This window comes from Acidianus sp. HS-5 (assembly GCF_021655615.1).
Lineage (GTDB): Archaea > Thermoproteota > Thermoprotei_A > Sulfolobales > Sulfolobaceae > Acidianus.
In genome coordinates, this window is sequence record NZ_AP025245.1 from 1,509,833 (window position 1) to 1,531,033 (window position 21,201).

12 protein-coding genes, 1 pseudogene and 3 CRISPR repeat arrays are annotated in these 21,201 nt (G+C 39.2%); of the genes and pseudogenes, 3 read left to right on the forward strand and 10 right to left on the reverse strand.

The features are described from left to right. Window positions 1-1,134: 1,134 nt before the first annotated feature. Window positions 1,135-1,308 (reverse strand): annotated as a pseudogene (locus HS5_RS14585) (antitoxin VapB family protein). Between the two features lie 759 nt (window positions 1,309-2,067). Then, window positions 2,068-6,248: a CRISPR direct-repeat array (repeat unit 25 nt; unit sequence CTTTCAATCCCTTCTTGGATGCTAC). Between the two features lie 480 nt (window positions 6,249-6,728). On the opposite strand from HS5_RS14585, the gene crn1 reads away from it, so the two are divergent. Then, a complete protein-coding gene (gene crn1 / locus HS5_RS08135; RefSeq protein WP_236750821.1) occupies window positions 6,729-7,250 on the forward strand; it encodes a CRISPR-associated ring nuclease Crn1 in 522 nt (173 codons plus the stop codon). 443 nt (window positions 7,251-7,693) lie between these two features. Here the strand turns inward: crn1 and cas4 are convergent, their stop codons facing one another. The 9 genes from cas4 to cas4a form a co-directional block, all read right to left on the reverse strand. Continuing rightward, on the reverse strand, window positions 7,694-8,248 hold the full coding sequence (cas4, locus tag HS5_RS08140) for a CRISPR-associated protein Cas4 (protein WP_236750822.1): 555 nt from the start codon (window positions 8,246-8,248) through the stop codon (window positions 7,694-7,696). Between the two features lie 471 nt (window positions 8,249-8,719). After that, window positions 8,720-10,123: a CRISPR direct-repeat array (repeat unit 25 nt; unit sequence GTAGAATCCACAAAGGGATTGAAAG). A 171-nt stretch (window positions 10,124-10,294) separates the two neighbouring features. Continuing rightward, a complete protein-coding gene (gene cas6 / locus HS5_RS08145; RefSeq protein ID WP_236750823.1) occupies window positions 10,295-11,056 on the reverse strand; it encodes a CRISPR-associated endoribonuclease Cas6 in 762 nt (253 codons plus the stop codon). Then, window positions 11,053-11,685, reverse strand: coding sequence for a CRISPR-associated endonuclease Cas3'' (locus HS5_RS08150; protein WP_236750824.1), 633 nt, complete (start codon window positions 11,683-11,685; stop codon window positions 11,053-11,055). The genes cas6 and HS5_RS08150 overlap by 4 nt, the downstream gene beginning before the upstream one ends. Next, window positions 11,682-13,334: a CRISPR-associated helicase Cas3' gene (cas3, locus tag HS5_RS08155; RefSeq protein ID WP_236750825.1), complete on the reverse strand. Its 1,653-nt coding sequence runs from the start codon at window positions 13,332-13,334 to the stop codon at window positions 11,682-11,684. Before cas3 ends, HS5_RS08150 begins: the two co-directional genes overlap by 4 nt. Continuing rightward, window positions 13,303-14,283, reverse strand: a complete 981-nt coding sequence (locus HS5_RS08160; protein ID WP_236750827.1) for a hypothetical protein — start codon at window positions 14,281-14,283, stop codon at window positions 13,303-13,305. The genes cas3 and HS5_RS08160 overlap by 32 nt, the downstream gene beginning before the upstream one ends. Further along, window positions 14,271-15,077 carry a type I-A CRISPR-associated protein Cas5a gene (gene cas5a / locus HS5_RS08165; protein WP_236750829.1) on the reverse strand — a complete coding sequence of 269 codons (807 nt, stop codon included), beginning with the start codon at window positions 15,075-15,077 and terminating at the stop codon, window positions 14,271-14,273. Before cas5a ends, HS5_RS08160 begins: the two co-directional genes overlap by 13 nt. After that, complete coding sequence (cas7a, locus tag HS5_RS08170) at window positions 15,074-16,018, reverse strand: type I-A CRISPR-associated protein Cas7/Csa2 (RefSeq protein WP_236750831.1); 945 nt, start codon at window positions 16,016-16,018, stop codon at window positions 15,074-15,076. Before cas7a ends, cas5a begins: the two co-directional genes overlap by 4 nt. A 1-nt stretch (window position 16,019) precedes the next feature. Further along, window positions 16,020-16,490, reverse strand: a complete 471-nt coding sequence (locus HS5_RS08175) for a hypothetical protein (RefSeq protein ID WP_236750833.1) — start codon at window positions 16,488-16,490, stop codon at window positions 16,020-16,022. Between the two features lie 665 nt (window positions 16,491-17,155). Then, on the reverse strand, window positions 17,156-18,019 hold the full coding sequence (gene cas4a / locus HS5_RS08180) for a type I-A CRISPR-associated protein Cas4/Csa1 (RefSeq protein WP_256445534.1): 864 nt from the start codon (window positions 18,017-18,019) through the stop codon (window positions 17,156-17,158). A 237-nt stretch (window positions 18,020-18,256) separates the two neighbouring features. Between cas4a and cas1 the strand changes: the two genes are divergently transcribed. Then, entirely contained in the window at window positions 18,257-19,153 is an 897-nt protein-coding gene (cas1, locus tag HS5_RS08185) for a CRISPR-associated endonuclease Cas1 (protein ID WP_236750837.1), read from the forward strand. Between the two features lies 1 nt (window position 19,154). Further along, window positions 19,155-19,439 (forward strand): CRISPR-associated endonuclease Cas2, encoded by a 285-nt coding sequence (gene cas2 / locus HS5_RS08190; RefSeq protein WP_236750838.1) that lies wholly within the window; start codon window positions 19,155-19,157, stop codon window positions 19,437-19,439. A 155-nt stretch (window positions 19,440-19,594) separates the two neighbouring features. After that, a CRISPR array of direct repeats spans window positions 19,595-20,437; the repeat unit is 25 nt; unit sequence CTTTCAATCCCTTTTAGGATACATC. The last annotated feature ends 764 nt before the right edge of the window (window positions 20,438-21,201 follow it).

Below are 21,201 nucleotides of genomic sequence, written 5' to 3' on the forward strand. Positions count from 1 at the left end.
AAGGAGTTTATACGTTAGGATTAGTCCTCCTTTGTTCTATCCCAAAAGGCTATCTCTTCTGTATTTTTGTATACCGTGAGAATAAACAGATAGTAATTAGTTACTGAAAATTTTCACATTTTTTATTAAACTTCTATAACTTGAAGAAATTCCTTAAGAATGCCTTGAGGTTGTGACGATTAAGTGCTTTGTTAGTCGTTAAGCATCTTTCTCTTAAATCTCGCTAACTAAATCTAAGTTTTATTAATAATTGAAGTTACCCGCAAATGATTAAAAACACGGTGTCATTTATTTTATGTGGTCGTGCCAATCCATGAGTAAATCCTTTAGCTAGTAGGTGCTTTGTAAATGTAAGTTCCTTATCTAATTCTATGTGACTTAAAAGTAAGTATTGCTTAATCATGAAGAACTCGCGCATAGCAAGAGGAGTGTGTTCTCATTCAGTCGTCTCATTCTCAATTTACAGCAATATTAATATCAGAAATACAATATGCTGCCCTTAAATAAGCCATGCTCAATGACGTCCTCTCTAGAGAGTAAATCGTAGTACAGATAATATTTAAAGACACTCTTTAACTGCCCTCTAAGTCCCACCCCCCTATTAACGATACCAATTATCGTTCAAAGAAGGCATTTCTAATCATACTATTTATCGAATAAGGTGACTGCATGAGAACAGTCACCCAAAGAGACCCGGTCGTATGCAAGCTAGGTTACGAAAGCTGGAAGGGCTACGACAGTAGGTGGATCATAGTCCCCTGCAGTAGAACACATTTTTGTCTATAGGACCACGCAGGACTTCTGGAGGAACTTCATGTCCAACACGGTCGTGGGCCGAGCCCCGCAATCAAGGTCTGCGGAACGAATATAGAAATAATTACTGAAACATTTCTCTTATACTATTTTGTTGAAATAAATTGAAGTACCCCACAAAGCAGTAAAGGAGAAAACGAGGTTGACAATGTTTTAGGTCTGTACTTCGATAAGCCCTACCTACAAAATCGTGAACTGTTACACAGCGTTAGTAACTACAATACCTATATAAGGTATAGATACCTTCATTAATAAAAGGAGACAGCGACCCCCACTCAGGCACCGGCCTAGAATTAGCTTATAATCTCCTTTTGTCCACAGTTATCTTCCCTCATTTCCTTGTATAAAGCTCTCAGCCTCCTCTTCGCTTAGAATTCCGAAATACTTCTCCATCTTCCTCCTAAAAACTCCTTGCTCTTCTATAACCTAACTCTTATCCCCTTTAATCTCGAGAAGTTTCTCGTATACGTCGTCCCTTACCATTATGGCTTTCATAATTATACATTAATATAATAAAATCGTTACTGAGTGGATTGCTGAACCTACTGCTACCTTCAGTTCTTTTATCATCTACGAAGGGCTTACTCCTTGCAGTGCCACACTTTTCGACAAAAGATCAACCTAAAAACTCCTAAGTAGTAGTGGGTACCAATGAGGAGCATAACAACTGCTAATCGCATTGCGATTTCATTACAAATCAATAATAATAGAATGAGGTGCGTATCGCGAATTGGGGTATTCATGGATACATTGTGAATTGGAATACCTTAAGCTGTTAAACTTCTTCATCATTTCCCGTACCCCTGTTGTTCTATAATTGTAGTAACTAAATGCGCTCCAAAACTAAAAGGACTGCCTCTACACCTATAGAAAATTATAAGAGTGATATTCAATTAAATTGTTACACTAACTAAACGAACTTGGCGAGTATTGTCGTAATAGCGTATTGCCAAAGAAAACTGCCCCTTGTTCTCAGCTACTCGCCTTATTCGATAATTTGTAGGGAAATTATCGGAAATGCCTTCTTTAGTCGATAATCGACGTCGTTACAACCGTGAGTAATGGGCTTAGCGGGTGATTAAGTACTGCTATTGTTATAAACATTAGATCTAACTCCCAGCAGAAAAATTATTGAATAATGCTTATTTAGGGACATTAGACAAACATGATATAATATTGCTATTAGCTAGAATAAGACGATTGCATGGGAACGTTCCCTATCCTTGATCTAAGTGAAGACTTTAAGTATATCGCCTTTCAATCCCTTTTGAGATACATCGAAAAAATTGTGTAAAACCTGCAGGTAGATTAAGCAGCTTTCAATCCCTTCTAGGATGCTACTACAAGAACAGGAACAGGGACACTTACAAGGATATAGCCTTTCAATCCCTTTTAGGATGCTACATTTTGACAATGAATTATAGTTCAATTTCAAATGTAGCCTTTCAATCCCTTCTAGGATGCTACATAATATATTTCGCTATTGTATTTTTTGAAAACTGTGACGCTTTCAATCCCTTCTTGGATGCTACTATACATTAAACCCTGAAGTGGTGCTTCTGCTCTTATCACTTTCAATCCCTTCTTGGATGCTACAAGTATGAGACTGTGGATTATTTTGAAGCACTTTCTGGCTTTCAATCCCTTCTTGGATGCTACACAGTTGAACTTCTGCAAAACCCAGCGAGTCATAGAATGCTTTCAATCCCTTCTTGGATGCTACATAGGGAGGCTGAGTGGATTGGGTACCCATGATTTAAGCTTTCAATCCCTTCTTGGATGCTACCCTCTTCGCTTCCGTCATGTTCTTCTAGTTCCACATACCTTTCAATCCCTTCTTGGATGCTACAAGGTTAAGGTTGTGATAAGGACTTACGGCGATAAAACTTTCAATCCCTTCTTGGATGCTACTATTCTGCTCCTACGGTCGTCGAACAAATGGCTGACGCTTTCAATCCCTTCTTGGATGCTACTTTTATACGTATATCTTCAAATCGCTAAGTATGAACTTCTTTCAATCCCTTCTTGGATGCTACTTAAATATACCTGAACCTATCTGGAATTCCTCCTCTTCTTTCAATCCCTTCTTGGATGCTACTTAGAAAGGTCTGAAATAACTTTCTTTGAGATCAATAACTTTCAATCCCTTCTTGGATGCTACATGGAAGAATATCTAAAAGCATTGTTAAAATTAAACAACTTTCAATCCCTTCTTGGATGCTACATTTGGTCGATAGGTATAGTTGTTGCAGGTCAGAAAACCTTTCAATCCCTTCTTGGATGCTACGGAAGAATGGCTTGTTAGAAAAATTATTGTGACAATAATCTTTCAATCCCTTCTTGGATGCTACCTGAGCCAATTGCCAGAGAATATACAACAGTTGATAATCTTTCAATCCCTTCTTGGATGCTACATGTTGCACTCTTGATGAGTTGCAAAAAACAGAAAAAGCTTTCAATCCCTTCTTGGATGCTACAAAAGAGATAGATAATACTACTTATTTACAACAGTTAAGCTTTCAATCCCTTCTTGGATGCTACTATACATTAAACCCTGAAGTGGTGCTTCTGCTCTTATCACTTTCAATCCCTTCTTGGATGCTACAAGTATGAGACTGTGGATTATTTTGAAGCACTTTCTGGCTTTCAATCCCTTCTTGGATGCTACACAGTTGAACTTCTGCAAAACCCAGCGAGTCATAGAATGCTTTCAATCCCTTCTTGGATGCTACATAGGGAGGCTGAGTGGATTGGGTACCCATGATTTAAGCTTTCAATCCCTTCTTGGATGCTACCCTCTTCGCTTCCGTCATGTTCTTCTAGTTCCACATACCTTTCAATCCCTTCTTGGATGCTACAAGGTTAAGGTTGTGATAAGGACTTACGGCGATAAAACTTTCAATCCCTTCTTGGATGCTACTATTCTGCTCCTACGGTCGTCGAACAAATGGCTGACGCTTTCAATCCCTTCTTGGATGCTACTTTTATACGTATATCTTCAAATCGCTAAGTATGAACTTCTTTCAATCCCTTCTTGGATGCTACCTAATGATAAAGTTTGTATTCCAATGTTTGCCAGTGATCTTTCAATCCCTTCTTGGATGCTACCTACGGTACAAAATTTAGGTCAAGTATTTACAAATTTCACTTTCAATCCCTTCTTGGATGCTACTCCAGAAAATAAAACAATATCTACAAAACCAGAACTTTCAATCCCTTCTTGGATGCTACTTAACAAAAACTGTATATCAACTGATTCCAAATATTATAGCTTTCAATCCCTTCTTGGATGCTACGAAGATGTCTTGTTTTTTCTATTAAAAACTCACTATCCTCTTTTAATCCCTTCTTGGATGCTACCGGGATGGGGCCGACTCCTGAGGATGAGGCCCATAATTACTTTTAATCCCTTCTTGGATGCTACAGCTTTTTCTTTGTCCAAGTTATCACTGAAAAAAGTACTTTCAATCCCTTCTTGGATGCTACCTTAAAACCTGCAGATATACAGTATGCTCAGCAAATTGGCTTTCAATCCCTTCTTGGATGCTACTCAAGTTCGTCTAAGTGATAAGTATAACCGACAAACGTAACTTTCAATCCCTTCTTGGATGCTACAAGAACGAGGCAGGCAAAAAATGATATTCCCAGAAGCTTTCAATCCCTTCTTGGATGCTACATTCATCAGGGGATGATGAGGAATGAACACATATGCTTTCAATCCCTTCTTGGATGCTACGAAGATTTTATATTAACTTATTGTGCTAGAATAAAATACTTTCAATCCCTTCTTGGATGCTACGAATACTTTAATAACTTTGAAATCTCCAGACCATGAAGCTTTCAATCCCTTCTTGGATGCTACGTGGCGAGGCTGAATAAACAAATGGTAAAAATTGTTAACTTTCAATCCCTTCTTGGATGCTACCAAAGTTTACCATTAGGAAACCTTCTGGAATGATATCCGTCTTTCAATCCCTTCTTGGATGCTACGTTTGCTTCTGCATGAATACTTAGCTTAGAATTTTAACTTTCAATCCCTTCTTGGATGCTACTCAAACTTGTTCTGAGAGCTTTTGAAGAACCAATAAACTTTCAATCCCTTCTTGGATGCTACATTCGAATAAAGATATTTTCTTTTTTTTCAACAAAACTTTCAATCCCTTCTTGGATGCTACTTAAAAAATCACCAATTACTGCAGTCGTGAAATTTGTCTTTCAATCCCTTCTTGGATGCTACACTTCCACAGACAGACTCTAGAACAAGCTATTGCCTTTCAATCCCTTCTTGGATGCTACAATTTTCGATCTTCCGGGCTATCTCTGATTATCATATGCTTTCAATCCCTTCTTGGATGCTACAATTTACAATTTTGGTAGTTAGATGGTAATGAGTTTTAATCTTTCAATCCCTTCTTGGATGCTACGAGATTCACAATATTTTCAAACACTTTTGGCATACAACTTTCAATCCCTTCTTGGATGCTACAAAAACAACGCCTCCTCCGACCGTAACTTACTCAATTGCTTTCAATCCCTTCTTGGATGCTACTTTTATGAGTGTGAAGAATATGTAAAGAGATGGGAAATACTTTCAATCCCTTCTTGGATGCTACCAATAACGTCACTCGTATTAGTGTGGTCTATAGGTTTCTTTCAATCCCTTCTTGGATGCTACGTTCCTCCTGATGATCCGCTTCCACTTCCTCCACTCCCCTTTCAATCCCTTCTTGGATGCTACTGGCTAAAGCGTAATAGTAACGACGTAGTGTTGCAGACTTTCAATCCCTTCTTGGATGCTACAAAGGTTTACGACTGCAATAACAAGTTGATGTTTACGGTCTTTCAATCCCTTCTTGGATGCTACTAGTTGAAACATCTAATTGCAAACCTTCAACTGTAGGCGGCTTTCAATCCCTTCTTGGATGCTACGTGTGGAGAATAACGAAAGGAGCAAAATACATAGACATCTTTCAATCCCTTCTTGGATGCTACCATACACATACTTTGAACTCCTCTGTATCGGTGCTAAATCTTTCAATCCCTTCTTGGATGCTACGTTTGCTAAGAGCACTGTACCTAGCGAAGAGGCTTAACTTTCAATCCCTTCTTGGATGCTACAAGATATTAATGGTTGACGAGGACGAACTGAAGAACGTCTTTCAATCCCTTCTTGGATGCTACACTTGTCATTGGATTATGGGGAAGAAGTACTGTATTAGCTTTCAATCCCTTCTTGGATGCTACTTAAGATATTTAATGCAAAAAAATAGTTATTCAGAACTTTCAATCCCTTCTTGGATGCTACGAGTGGGAATGGGAAAATGGAGAAAGAAAATGAAAACATCTTTCAATCCCTTCTTGGATGCTACAAGAGAATTTATTCAACTGCATAACGAAACCCTTTTATACACTTTCAATCCCTTCTTGGATGCTACTGATTGGTTTTTATATCTCTTCTCCCTTACTCTCGTTTTCTTAATTTATAAGTTTTTGATTTTTAGGAGTGGCATAATGCGACCGTTTTTCCTAGTAATTTAGTTGAGGTTTTTTGGTCGCATGATACTTCTCACTAATTGAATGAATGTTTTACTTTATAAACGTTAAACCCCTCTTGCGACCTTCGCATTGGTCGCATCTAGTCTCGAATTTTATCGTTTTTAATCTCAACAAGAAATTCGTATATTACATTACCCAGTTTAGGAATTTTTAGTACCATTCTCGTATCATCTTGTTGAAATTCTTTTACGAAATGATAGATGATAACAAATTCTTTTCATTCTCACGAGACAGTTATCCTTATAAAAAGCCTTTTAAACAACGAGAATCTCGTAAAGCCTCTCTCGTCATGACTATAAACAATTTTTAACCACAAAATATAACTTGGTGAGAAGATAAAACTTTACATGGTTAAACTTGTGGCAACGCTCGGTACTTCCCCTGGAGGTGTTGCTGAGACTCTGTATAACCTCTCCATGGGAAATTATGTTGCCCCTTTTGAATCAAAGGAGTTAAGTTTTGACGAGCTTGTCGTAGTGAGGACTAAGGGGACAGACGAAGCATACTACGCTTTGAAGGCTGTACTTATTTGTTGCGTTAATTACGAGAAGGTGAGGGAAGTTTTGTTTCCCTTTGATGACATAAACAACCCTAAGGACTTCGTAACTGTGAGGGAGACTGTAAGAGGGTTACTGAGGACTGGTGACTTTATGGACTTTACTGGAGGTAGGAAGGCGATAAGTGCAGCTGCAGTCCTCTCCGCTAGGGAAGTTGGAGCGCATTTGGTTACTACAATTATAGAACAACAGGAGTACGGGGAAATGATGAAGAAGTTTAACCAACTTAAGGAAAAGCTTGCTGGGGTATATAATAGGAGGGATTGCAGGACAATATATTGTGAGCTTATGTCAAAGACCGCTAGAACTATAGTTTTCTTCTAAAGCCTTATTGCTATGTATATCCGCTAAGCGGCTGTCCTTAGTAATACAGAGTTCTTAGATCACGCACTACCGAAGGGCCATCATTCGGTCAGGGACGTTCTGTAATACATGATTCCCAGACTGCCGGCAAAGTCTCAGCTGTTTCAAATTCTCCTAATCGCTTTCTTGTAACCGGAATTGCTGGAAAAGTTTCTAGGTTTGGCTAATTGAAAGTAGTGAATGTGCTTAGCCCTTTAGAATTGAGGAGCTCCGCAGTTGAAATAAGTATATGTTAAGACTAGGCGAATTGAAAATATTTAAGCTACGTAAAAATAGAACAACTGCTATTCACTAATACTTTCATACAGACCTGGACAAAGGATATAACACTAAATCGTAGTCAAGGGCATTTCCAAAATAATAATGTTTATATGAGTAGTGAAAATCGCCGTAGGATCTCGTCATCAGAGAGTATAATACAGCCTCCCAACCTTCTTAGGCCTGCAGTAAGGGAAGAAGTTGCAGTTCTCACACTTTTCCTTCCTCTGCGCTACCTTTACTTCCTCCTCCATCGCTTCCCTTATCCACTTTATTAGTTTCTCTACGAATTTCCTCTCATCATCGTTATACTGCAGTTTAACCAATTTCTTTTTCCTTACGTAATATAAGAGGGCCTCCTTAACGTTCATCCCTAGCTTTTCCATAATGAATGCGTAAAACAACACTTGGTACTTATGATCTAAAGTCGTGGAGTATCCAGCCTTTACGTCTAGCGGAGTATAATAGTTGTAAGCATGGAGGACGAAGTCAGGGGAGCCGACCAGATTCCTCCACCTATAAATCGGCTTCCTTATTACCTCCTTATACTTAGTGAGGAGGAAACCTACTTCCTTCTCCTTTTCTACAACCTGCCCCTCGTACATTGCCTCTGTAACTCTCTCAGAAAAACCCAGTGCCTCCAGCCTGACTATATGCGGACAGTAAGCATAATGCTTTACAGTAACTCCTGTAATCGGCATTATACAAAATTATTAGAAAGAAAGATATATATGAGTACTTCTAAAAGATTTTTACATTTACGACGTGACTAGTTTTACGAGATTATCGTTGTTTAAAAGTTTATTTATAAGAATAACTGTCTCGTGAGAATGAAAAGAATTTGTTATCATCTATCATTTCGTGAAGAGATTTTAAGGAGGCAATACGAGGATAATACCGGGATTCACTAGTTTGAAACTAGAATTTTCCTAACTTCATTAGTAGATTAAAAACGATAAAATTCGATACTAGATGCGACCAATGCGAAGGTCGCAAGATGGGTTTAACGTTTATAAAGTAAAACATTCATTCAATTAGCGAAAAGTATCATGCGACCAAAAAACCTCAACTAAATTACTAGGAAAAACGGTCGCATGATACCACTCCTAAAAATCAAAAACTTATAAGTTAGGAAAACGAGAGTAAGGGAGAACAGGTATAAAAACCAATCAGTAGAATCCACAAAGGGATTGAAAGTGAAAAATTATTAGAAGAAGTAGAAAAGTGATGAGCTTGTAGAATCCACAAAGGGATTGAAAGTTTATCAAGTAAGTCACCATGTAATTGTATGAACATGTAGAATCCACAAAGGGATTGAAAGCTATTTTGCAAGAGTTGGTAGAGTGATAGACGTAAGTGCGTAGAATCCACAAAGGGATTGAAAGATAGCCTTTCCCCTTTCCTTATCATTAACGTTATGGATTGTAGAATCCACAAAGGGATTGAAAGCGCTCTGCGAAACGGCTTATAATAACGTGGTTAATGCGGTAGAATCCACAAAGGGATTGAAAGACTAATTATTTCATTGCTATAGTAAATTCTGCGATTCATGTAGAATCCACAAAGGGATTGAAAGTTATATTCTTGAATTTCATGTTTAAATATGTATACTTTTGTAGAATCCACAAAGGGATTGAAAGCCTTTTGACTGCTAAACAAATCTCTCCGGCAAAAATCTGTAGAATCCACAAAGGGATTGAAAGAGCGTGACGTCTCATTAAATACCAGACCGTTATATGGTAGAATCCACAAAGGGATTGAAAGAGAGACTAAAGTAAAGAGGGTAATACTGTTACGTGACTTGTAGAATCCACAAAGGGATTGAAAGAATCTATCGTCCCATACGTAAATCTTTAGCATGAATTTGTAGAATCCACAAAGGGATTGAAAGTTGTTTGCCAAAATTAGTTGTTGTATATTAGCTGGGTAGAATCCACAAAGGGATTGAAAGAAATTAAGAGATAATCCTTTTACTCTAAAATGAGAGATGTAGAATCCACAAAGGGATTGAAAGTTCTCTAATTTCTTCTTATGGACACAGATACTAAGCTCGTAGAATCCACAAAGGGATTGAAAGCTTATGAAGAATAATTCGCCTAACGACATTTGACTAGGTAGAATCCACAAAGGGATTGAAAGTTTGTAATATTAGCAATATTTATTATCCCCGCAATTTTGTAGAATCCACAAAGGGATTGAAAGTGCTGTATATCGGGGTCAGCATGATCCATTAGGTAGAAGTAGAATCCACAAAGGGATTGAAAGACGTAAATTTTTACGTGGGGTAGTTTTTCTCAGCTTAAGTAGCATCCTAAAAGGGATTGAAAGTCTGGATTCGTGGTCTGAATCGCCACTCCTACTATGGTAGCATCCCAAAAGGGATTGAAAGTTTTGAAACTGTACATATTGAAGCTGATAATTTAGGTGGCATCCCAAAAGGGATTGAAAGAGTGCAAACTGACGATAATAATTAATTATATGGTCAGCGGTAGTATCCCAAAAGGGATTGAAGGTATACCCTTCAAAAACATTTACCTCATTCACTGTTAGCGTAGCATCCTAAAAGGGATTGAAAGTTTAATCCGAAGAAGATAATTATACAAAGTGGAATACTTCAATTTTTATCAAAATTAACGTAAAACTCACTTTTAACATAACGTATGATTTTGAATTTAAGAAAAGTCAATGAGCTTAACACCTAAAGAAATTGAAGTATCCCACAAAGCACTCATGAACTCAAAGCTAAATTAAGACTTTTCAAAACTCACCGGGATCACTTTTACTTCACCGAAGCCTATCGCCCTACTCTTACCTACTCCAAATAAATTAGCGTAACTCAACAACTCCTTAACCTTCTTTTCTCTAACCTCATAAATTATCCAACCCCAAAAACCCCTTACCGGTTTACCGTCGTAATTTGCAGACACAGGCCTTATCCCGTGGTCCACCTCCTTAAGGTAAACGAATGACTTAAGGAAAGTGATGTTGACTTTCTTATCCATGTTAGCGTTCCAGTGCCTCACAATAGACGCAAGGAAGAAATAGGAGTAAGGATAAAGGAGGAACCTGTTCTCCTTAACCTTCTTAGGAGGTTGTATTAACGTAGGCGTCAAAAAATTCACTTTGTAAAAGGTAGAGTCCTCATACTTTACCTCGTCTATGACCTTTAGGTCTATAATGTCTGCCTCTATTTTTGCACCCCACATCTCTACCTCAGCGTTTACCTTGCCCATTAAGTCCTTGAGTATGTTATTGTCAGTAAAGGTAAAGGAGAAGTAGTAGTCTCCCCCTCCCTTCATCATAGCTTTCCTGCCGTTAACTGCTAGCACTACCCCTTTAGAGTCCTTCAGCACCGTCACCCTTATCGGTTTGAAGGGCTTAGCGTCTTCGGACAGTTTTGTGTAAGTAGGGGAGTAGTAAGCTAAGATCGATTTTGATACCTTAGATGTGAAGGGGGGTAAAACTACGTCGTGGTCTGCCTTAAGCTTGAAAGTTGCTACATATATCATGAAATAAATTTTTCATATTCTAATATTAATAGATTCTTGTTCCCTCCACCTCTGTGTACGTTAGCAGTGTAAGTGTCGCACACCATTAACGGCCCTAGGATTATTGGATAAAGGTAGAACTTTTTGTTGTTTATCTTCATAAACCACGATGCTACGTCTTCCGGGGTTATGACTTTTCTATCCAAGTTAACGGGGACGCCTATCTCCTTTGCAACCGCGTTTATATCTTGTAAGCATTCCTCATTAAACTCAAACTTATGCAATTTTTTGTATTCTCCTGACTTTATAAGCTCGAGGCCCCTCTCAACCATTGCTTGATGGTGGCTCATTGAGGAAAGAGCTGCTATGTCCCTAAGTTCGCTATCGCAACACCCTCGTATTATAGAGTTTACAATGTATCCGCTGTAAAACTCGTGACCGTAATAAGAGCTGGTATAGGCCTTTGAAGCTTTACCTATGTCGTGAAAGGCAACTGCTATTTCAACGCTCTTCTTCACAGTACTTATCTCTACACCGGTCCTGTGAGAAAGTATCGGGATAATATAAGCGAAGTTCCTCCTGAAGCAGTTCAAAGTCCCGAGAGCGTGGTCCTTAAAAGTCTCCTGTCCGTAAAATGCCCAACAAGTCATTTTAACCTTAACCCCTTTTTGCTATCGTAATACTCTCTCTTAACCTTTAAACCGAGGAGTATTTTCTTATCGTGGGTCACCCTCCTGTACTTCCTGCACAAGTCCTTCCAGTCCTTAAACTCTATATAGTCCTCAACTACTTTTACATTATCTGTAGAGCCGTCACTACTGTACTTCTCAAAGAAAGCTAACACCTTATTACCTTCTCTCTCTAAAGGAGCTTTATCTATCATCTCTCCGGAAAATGGTATTAAGTCTTCCTGAGAGCCCGGTTTATCGACTGCTAAGTTTATTATGAAGGAGTTCGTTAGCGTACAGTACTTGTCTAGCAGTTCGTCCAGATCCCTTTTAGTTAGGAAAGGATTAGTGCTTATCTTATCAAGCTCTTTAAGGAGGCCGTAGTTTATTTTAGGTTTTGTCATTATACTATCCATAACTTCAGCGTATCCCTTCTTGCCGTAACACCCGTAAGGGTCTTTTAAGCAAACGTCGTTATCCTTCAAAGCGTTAAGCGTGTTATCAACTTCGCTCTTATCGTAAGGAGCGTAATCCCCGCTCCTCCATATGTATAATATACCTTTCTCCTTTTCTTTCCTCCTCAAAAGCCTGCCGACGCGCTGTACTATTGACGGTAAAGGCGCTTGCTCGGTTATCATTACGTCAGAGGACATGTCTACTCCTACCTCAATCACTTGTGTAGAAATTATCAATTTGCACTCGTCCAGGTTAATCTTCATCCTATCTGATATCTTAAACCTTGAATGAATTAAGCAAGGGTCTAGGTCTCTCAGTTTTTCGTAAATTGAAATAGCTTTATCCACAGTGTTTACTACTATTATTGTCCTGCCGTCAATAAACTTTGAAAAATCGTCTCCGTCAATAAACTTTACATCTATATCAGGGACTTTGACTTCTTCTCTCACTTCAACTACTTTATACAGCTCTTTACCAGTACTGCATTCGTATTCTCCTCTTCCTATTTCCTTGCATTCCCTGTTTTTTATTGAGTCGCCGTAATTCCTTACTACAGAAACCTTTACTACGTTTTTTGAGTTGTTTATTATCTCTTCTTCCAAGCTCTTGTTAGGCGTAGCTGAGGATAGGATGAAGTTTACTCCGACTTTCGATAGGTGGCTGATAGCTCCTATTAAAGAAGTCCAACTGTTACCTTCATTCATTAAGTGGAATTCGTCGAAGTGCACCAGTGAAGTATATATGGAAAATCTGGGAAGGTCATAGTGTCCGTGGACCGAAAAAGGCTCTCCTACACTGGCCTTGTAGAGGTTAAGGAGGAAAGAGTCATAAGTAGTTATAACAAATTTTGCTAAAAAATTGGGGGACTTCAGTTCTGAAGGTGCAAATGAGTATTGTACTGCGTACTTTAAGCCTGCAGACCTCTTAGCTATGTCCTCTACCAAAGACCTAGTAGGTACGACGTGTATTAGCCTGCTGAAGTTTGACGTAGTATGGGTAGATAACCACTTTGCCAGTTCTATTGACAAAGTAGTTTTACCGTATCCCGTTGGGAAGTTTAAGATGAAGTTTAAGTCCCTGCACTCGGCGAAGTCATCGCCCTCTTTACAGTCCATCAATTCTATGACTTTCCTAATACCTTCCCTAAGCTGAGTAAACTCCCTGCTTAACGACAAGGCTTAATGCCTCTTTAAGTCTCCCCACCATCCTAGGCGTAATGAAACCGAAAGCTTCATCCTTTAAATATGTATCCCTAGCTATAAAGTAAGCTACCTGCTCTGGAGAAATACTACCGCTAACGGCTTCAAATACGTAGTTAGATATCTTATTAAACACGTCTGTTGAACTGTGTTCATTAACTAACTTCTGGTCGTTGAGTAACCTAAGGTACCTTTCCTTGTCTTTCTTGTCCTTGTTGTTAATGTTCTTCCATACCTCAATTATGGGCTCTATTGAAGCAAAAGTGTTGTCTTCAATTATTTCTCCTCTGTACTTACTGAGGCTTAGGACTACTAACTTTTGACAAACGTTATCGCTGTAATGCATTGCAAATAGGAAGATCCTGCCCATGTGGGATAGCTTATCAATGTTCCTAGCGCTAATCCTCTCTTCAGCTATCAAGTTCCTGCATAGTTGATACTGCATTATAGTGTCTACCGGGGCAATACCTATAACTTCTGATTTTTCAGTCTTATAGCGGAATACAGTAAATAAGCCTAAAGCTATTGAAGCCAAGAGTGCGGACTGCTTAGAGATCTCAATGCTCTTCTTATTATTTCCCCTAGCGTTCCACCCACCGTACCACCTCTCAGCCTCCATCAATTCCGGTAAAAGGAGCGTGTATGAGTAGTCCTCTTTATCGTCATTAAAGAATTCCTCCACAACTTTCTTTACATCTTCTTCAAGGATATAGGAAGTCTGCTTCTTATAGTTCCTACTGAATCTCTTAACCAAGGTAACTGACTTGCTTTCCCTGAACTTCTTTAACATGTCCTCCAAGTTCCCTACACCTTCAACTTCAGCGACGTCATCCTTTATTTCGAAACTGACCCCCATCTCCAATAATGCACTGACTGCCAAATCTCTAGCCAAGTACCCTCTCGGTGGTAATCTCATTTCAGCCATTTCCATAACCCCTCCTTTAACGTTATTAAGTATTTATCTTCAAGCTTAAAGACAGTACACTCTTCGCTTACTTTACCTTTAAGCTTAACGTTACCCCCTATTAGAGGGCCGTGAGAAGGTATCCAGAACTCGTCCTCAATTCCTCCTACAGGCTCCTTAGAAAGGTTGTACGCGTTTGACACAGAAAGCTTATACGACTCCATTCCCTCAGTCTCCCCAACGCATACTCTGGGTATGAAGAAACTAGTGGAAATCTCTTCAGTCTCAACGTTAACTGCGTCTACAATCTTTACGTCAGTCACTGTTACAATGGACTCCTTACTACCTAAAGAAACTATCTGCCAAGCGTACTTTGAGACCTCTTCTGCCTTATCTTTGACTAAAACGGCTATGGAAAACTTAACGTCCTCAGCGTAAGTCCTCCCGAAGGCTGAGACACCGAACCACTCCCTCATATTATCAATCTCTTTATCCTTTTCTTTCCTTATTCTCCGCCTGTACTTATCCTGCCTATAGGAGACTCTCTGCTCCCTTAAAATGTCTGCATAGTGCAGTAATCTTGGCTCATCAGTACCGTAAGCTACCCAGAAAATATAAGGCTTGTAGTTGCTAATGAACTCCTCAGTACAAGAAGTCCCGTCCTTTACGGCATAGCTACTGCAGTAACCCCTGCTTAAGGCCCCAAGTATAGTTGATATCGGTACGTAAGGATAAGAGCTACCTCCTGCAGAGGCCTTTGGTACCCTTACAGAAAAACCCCAGTGGTGTAACCCTGAGATTAAAATGCCTTTCATTGTCCCGCTTCTTCAAATACCTCTACCGGGTTACTTACACTACCTTCAACTCCCTTAGCGTAGAAAGCTATTGCAGGAGCTTTAATACTAAGGACTTTGCCGAAAGACTCTGCAGTACTCCTCACTAACTTAAGGTATTCTTTAACGTCTCCGTTAATAGGTGGTATATTGAAAGGCTTTTCCGATATGCACAGTGCAATGGCTTCTATTTCAGTGAGCGGGTTATATCTACTGCGTTTTGCGCCGAAGAGGAACTGGGTCAAAGTCAGTGTAAGGGAGTCCAACGCGACTTTCCTCCTCTCTTCCCTCTTTTCAGCTTCCTTAATGGGGTAGTTCTGCGTAATACCGATCCCGTCCAAGTTTAAGTACCCTGAAAGTACGTAGGAAGCGCTGGCAGTCTCCACGTTATAAAGCGACTGTATGTTTTCGTTCTTGTGTGTATCGATTAACTCCTTAGTTGCATACCTGACTTGAAACTGAGAGGCAATTGCTGAAGCTTTTACCGCGTCAAGTGCTGGGATCATGTAACTGAAGGCTATGTTAGAAGTCCTCTTGATCAATTTATCCGGGTTCATGAACCCGGCTACGTCCTCTACTACGTCCTCATTTATTACGCATAGTTCGTAATCCGAACCTTTCTTGTCCTTACAGTTACTGTTATGTACTTCATCTCCGGCACCTCTCTTTAGCAGTACTCCCTGCTTTGCCAAGTCTTCTACTGGCAGTCCCCTCTGCGTTGCTAAGTCCGCCAGATTAGCCTGGTATCCGTGGGCTATCATTTCACCGCTCACTGCGGGGACGTAAGTTACGGTGTACGTCTTCTCGTCTTCCTTAACTACTATTGGTGCCCTCCTATGCCTTACGTAGTTGCCTGCAGACTCTACGTTGTTTAGGTCTTCAACGTTAACTAGGTACCTAACCGAGAAAGATATCCACGTCATTTTACTCACCTACAGCTATTGATATCAAGCTCCTAGCAAAACTTATGTCTTTCTCTACATTCTTGAGGAAGTCCTCAACCTTCTTAGGAGTTACCAGTATAGGCTTGCCTTCCTTAGTCCAGGTAACAGGAGATATGCAGAGGTCTTTGCTTTTATCTACTTCGTGGACTACGTCAGGATAAGCATTTAGGAAAGTAGAAGGAACTTCACTGCTATTAGCTACTACTAAGCAAGGAATTTGCTCCGTCTTTACCTCACCTTTATAATACAACTTAACGCTCCTAACTGTTGCAGAAGAAAGGTAAGAAGTGTAGTCCCTTAAAGCCTGTGCTATTACGTCCCTTACATAGTTAGTGTCCAGAGCGTATATTAATGGATCTATGTAGTTAAAACGCCTAAGGACAATGTAGAACCTAAATACCTTAACTAAACTCCTGAACTCTTTCCCTACAACTTCCGAAACCGATTCCATAATAAACAACGTCGTTTGGTATATTATAAGTATTGCTATAGAGATACTTTCTCAGTTCCAGTCACGAGATCCCATTAGGCGTGAATTTAGCCAATGAAAATGGGTTTAACGTCTAGCACGGGGGGTGTTCTCATAATGCAGTATACTTAGTTACGCCTAGGAGATAGTTTTTATCAAAAAATCCTTGCAAATTTACATAACCTTAAAAACGATAGCAATAGGAGAGAAATTAAATAACTCGGTGAAAGCCTAAAACGTTAGCGTTTCCAGGAAATTTATGGCTTTAGACTAAGGATATACACTAATTGTGGTCTAAGAACTTTTCCAAAATAAGGTCTTCATTGAAAATTGATAGAATTTGTTTTATCACATCATAAAATGAAAATATTTATGAAGAGAAATTCCCGTAGCTAATCGGTAAACAGCACTTTCTGAACTTGCGATTTTTCTGCTGTTTAACCGTACTGCTCTTCAGGACCACTAGCACACTGTTCTTCCTTATCAAATTCTACCTCAGAATCTCTTTTAAATTACCATTTGATTTAGAAAAACAAGACTTAACGACCAAGAAATTCACAATAAAGCATTAAAGCCTAAAATTGTAAAACTTACTTTATTATGTAGCAAAATGTGACTTATGAAGATGAAGTACTATAACCGCTGAGTCAAAAGCCCCTACAATAACTCAAGAAAGGGCACTCATTACTGCACTTCTTAGCCAAACCGGGGTCAACGTTGTCGTCTATAGCCCTTAACCCCCTGTCCCTAAGTTCTATAAACTCCTGCCTAAGGGAGTCACCAATAACGATGAGCCTGCAGTTATCAACTACCTTACCTTGGATAACATTAACGTAACATAAGTATCCTAAGTCCACTGGTACCTCGAACTGGCTCTCAAAGGCTAAGGCATAACCGGCAAGCGCAAGTTCGTGGTCCCTCTTATAGCTCCCCGTCTTCATTTCCGCAATTAAAGGCAGTAGAGGGATGAAAGCGTCCATCCTAAGGCTGCTCTGCAGTCCAATTAAACTGCCGTCAACTGGATACTCAACGTGAAACGGGACAACCAAAGAAACGAGCGACTCCCTCCTTAAGAAAGGCTTACTCCTAACCTTGTCGAGCTCTGCTGAATATACTGAGGTAGCGTAATCCCAGATCGCCTTCCCCAACTCCGGTAAGTCGACTTTCAAGTTATAAAACTCGTCTGTCATAAGTGTCCTAAGCCTGGAGCCGTCAATGTCTCCGTTTTCATAAATCAACCTTTTTATATTCTCAACCGCAGAGGCGTAAGCTTCATGAACTGTGCTCCCTACCTTTGCTTCAGACTTAGCCTGGACTTTATGCCTTAAGTAAACATACCTCCCTGAGTCACATAGGCCGTTAGTTAAGTCTGAGACGCTTAACAGCGTATTCGATGAAGGGTAAAGTGGAGGTTCGTGCCAGTTCCATCCCCTCAGTTCTTCAGATATAGCTCTCGGCATGCTCTTCATCTTCTTTGAAAGCAGTTGTATATCTGAAAGCGTAAAGAACATGTATAATATATTTGTTAAAGATGTAAATCAGCTTTTTGCTCTCATCTACGTTACAGTCCTCTTACGGAACTCCTGGATTGGAGATGCTCTCATGCAGCCATTCGATAGTTCAAAGCGATATCGGAAGCGAATACTTATGATTACCAATCTCTCAGCTTTACAGCGAATACCCCCTTATATGACCGTTCAATTGCGTTTCCGAATTCTTTATTAAAATAGGTAATACCAATTTTATGTATGGAAAAAAGGACAGCATTTGTAAAAGACTGGGGAGCTGTGCTGAGGGTAAACAAGGGAAGGATAGAGTGCTCAGTTAAAGGACAAGTGAAGTGGAGCCTCTCCCCTGCGGAAGTGTCTTCAATAATCTTCCTAGTGACTTCTTCTCTCTCAACAGAAGTGATAAGGCTAGCTAACGACTTCGGGATAGAGCTAGTATTCTTCTACAAAGGAGAGCCAATTTCGAAAGTTGTCCACGCAAACTACGTAGGCTCAATGAAGCTCTGGTTAAAACAAGCAAGGGAGGCTAGGAAAAACCCTGTAAAGTACGCTAGGCAGTTCATCTACGGGAAGATGCACAACCAGTGGGTAACGGTGCACTATTACGAGAAGAAGTACAGTTTAGACTTGAAAGGAGACGAACTAACACAGCTAAGCAAAGAAGTTTTAACTGCAGATGAAGTAATGCAGAAGGAAGCTCAGGGAGCAAAAATATACTGGAGGGCAGTAAAGAGAGTTATCCCTTCCACGCTCGGTTTTAAAGGTAGGAGAAAGATGACGCAAAATGAGGAAAACCTCGACTTGTTAAATAAGGCACTAAACATAGGCTACGGTATGTTAAGGAAAGAAGTATGGGGAGCAGTCATTTCAGCAGGGCTAAATCCCTACGTCGGGTTCCTCCACAAATACAGAGCAGGGAGGATTTCACTAGTATTCGACCTAATGGAGGAGTTCAGGTCACCTTTCGTTGATAGGCCTTTAATAGGACTAGCGAGAGAGAACCCAGAAGCACTTAAAGACCTAAAGAAGGTTTACTCGACCTTCCTCTTCGACAGTGACGTTATTTATACACAAGCCAGGAGGCTCGCAAATTCCTTGTTACAAGGAGAGGAGTACAGACCATTTATGGCGAAGTGAAATGCTCTACGTAGTATTTTACGATATAACCGATAACGGGATGAGGAACAAAGTTGCAGATCTGCTAAAAAAGAAGGGGCTAACAAGGGTACAGTACAGTGTCTTCATAGGAGACTTAAACTCAGCAAGGCTTAAGGACGTAGTAGCCGGGCTAAGAGTCCTGCAAAGGTACAATAAGGAAGGTAGGTTTTCAATATTGGTGCTACCCGTAACTCAAGCAATGTTCAGCCAGAGGATTACCATTGGTGACGAGTTTAAGGAAGACGAGGGCGAGGTAGTGTGGTAGAACGTCTCCTTGGGAATTATTAATCTAAGTATTTCTTTCAATTCAATTAAGGACGCATATTTGAGGAAAACATTATCAAATTTTGGGGAACCGTATTTATTTCAATTTGTCTTAAAATATTACGCTTTTTACGGATCTGTAAATGTTCTTCTTATATTTCAATCCCTTCTAGGATACATCTTATAGAAGATATAGTCGAAGGCGGGGTGAAATTATCAACTTTCAATCCCTTCTAGGATACATCACAGGGTATTGATACTTTTAGGGTTCATTCCGATAATAGCTTTCAATCCTTTCTAGGATACATCTTGTTTATCAAAGGAATAGAAATCAGATGGCAAATCTTTCAATCCCTTTTAGGATACATCACAGATCAGTTTCGTGCCTTCCAATGTATATGATACAACTTTCAATCCCTTTTAGGATACATCATCAGCGTTTCTGTACCCTAAAGATGATAATACAGTACCTTTCAATCCCTTTTAGGATACATCTAAAGAGTTTCGTAACGTCATCCTCAGCTTCCTTCTCTTTCAATCCCTTTTAGGATACATCAAGTTTAAAACTGTATACTTCCAAACGTTGAGTCAAGATGTCCTTTCAATCCCTTTTAGGATACATCGGAGTTGAAAAATGAACCCAAAGTAAAGCGGTAAATATTACTTTCAATCCCTTTTAGGATACATCAGCCTTTATATTACAGTGAGAACAGTAGGCTGACCTACTTTCAATCCCTTTTAGGATACATCTTTAAAAACTTTTAGCCGTACTCCGCTTCTAAGTAAGCTTTCAATCCCTTTTAGGATACATCGATAAATTTTTGATTTCTGAAGAGAGTCAGCTAAATATCTTTCAATCCCTTTTAGGATACATCTAGATAGTACAGAAAGTGAGTAAGGGATGTCTTTTTTCTTTCAATCCCTTTTAGGATACATCCGATGAATTATGAAACTGGTATGCAAATCCGTAGGAGCTTTCAATCCCTTTTAGGATACATCTGATTGGTTTTTATACTCCTTCTCTCTTACTCTCGTTTTCTTAATTTATAAGTTTTTGATTTTTAGGAGTGGCATCATGCGACCGTTTTTCCTAGTAATTTAATTGAGGTTTTTTGGTCGCATGGTACTTTTCGCTAATTGAATGAATGTTTTACTTTATAAATGTTAAACCCTTCTTGCGAACCTCGGATTGGTCGCATCCAGCCTCGCATTTTATCGTTTTTAATATCATCATAAAATTCGAAAGTCAACTTACCTAGAATAAGATTTTAGGGTAGTAATATCGTATCGCTTTGTTAAAATTCTTTTAGGAAATGATAGAAAATAACAGATTCTTTTCATTCTCACGTCATAGTTATCCTTATAAATGAAGTTTTAAATCATGATAAATGCGTAAAAATACTCTCGCCGTGAATATAAATAGTTTTTAGAAGGATATATACTGAAAACGTTAGAAAAAATCCTCTCTATTGAAGTAGAAAATAATGAGAGGTACCTTTATGAGACTTTAAATGGCAGTATCTTCCTATCTTAACCGTAGGAATATAACTGTTCCTGAGTTAGACTAGTTTCAGTACGTCAGCTTAGAGCTCGTTAATTACAGATAAGGTACTTAATAATTTTAATAGGGGCGAAAATTTTTCATCTAAGGACGATATAGTAATTAAGAATAGAGTTTTATTTCGTAATTAAGAAAGGAAAAATAGTAATTTCGAGCAAAAACATTGCGAAATCATTTAATATATGAATAAGACTGCTGGACT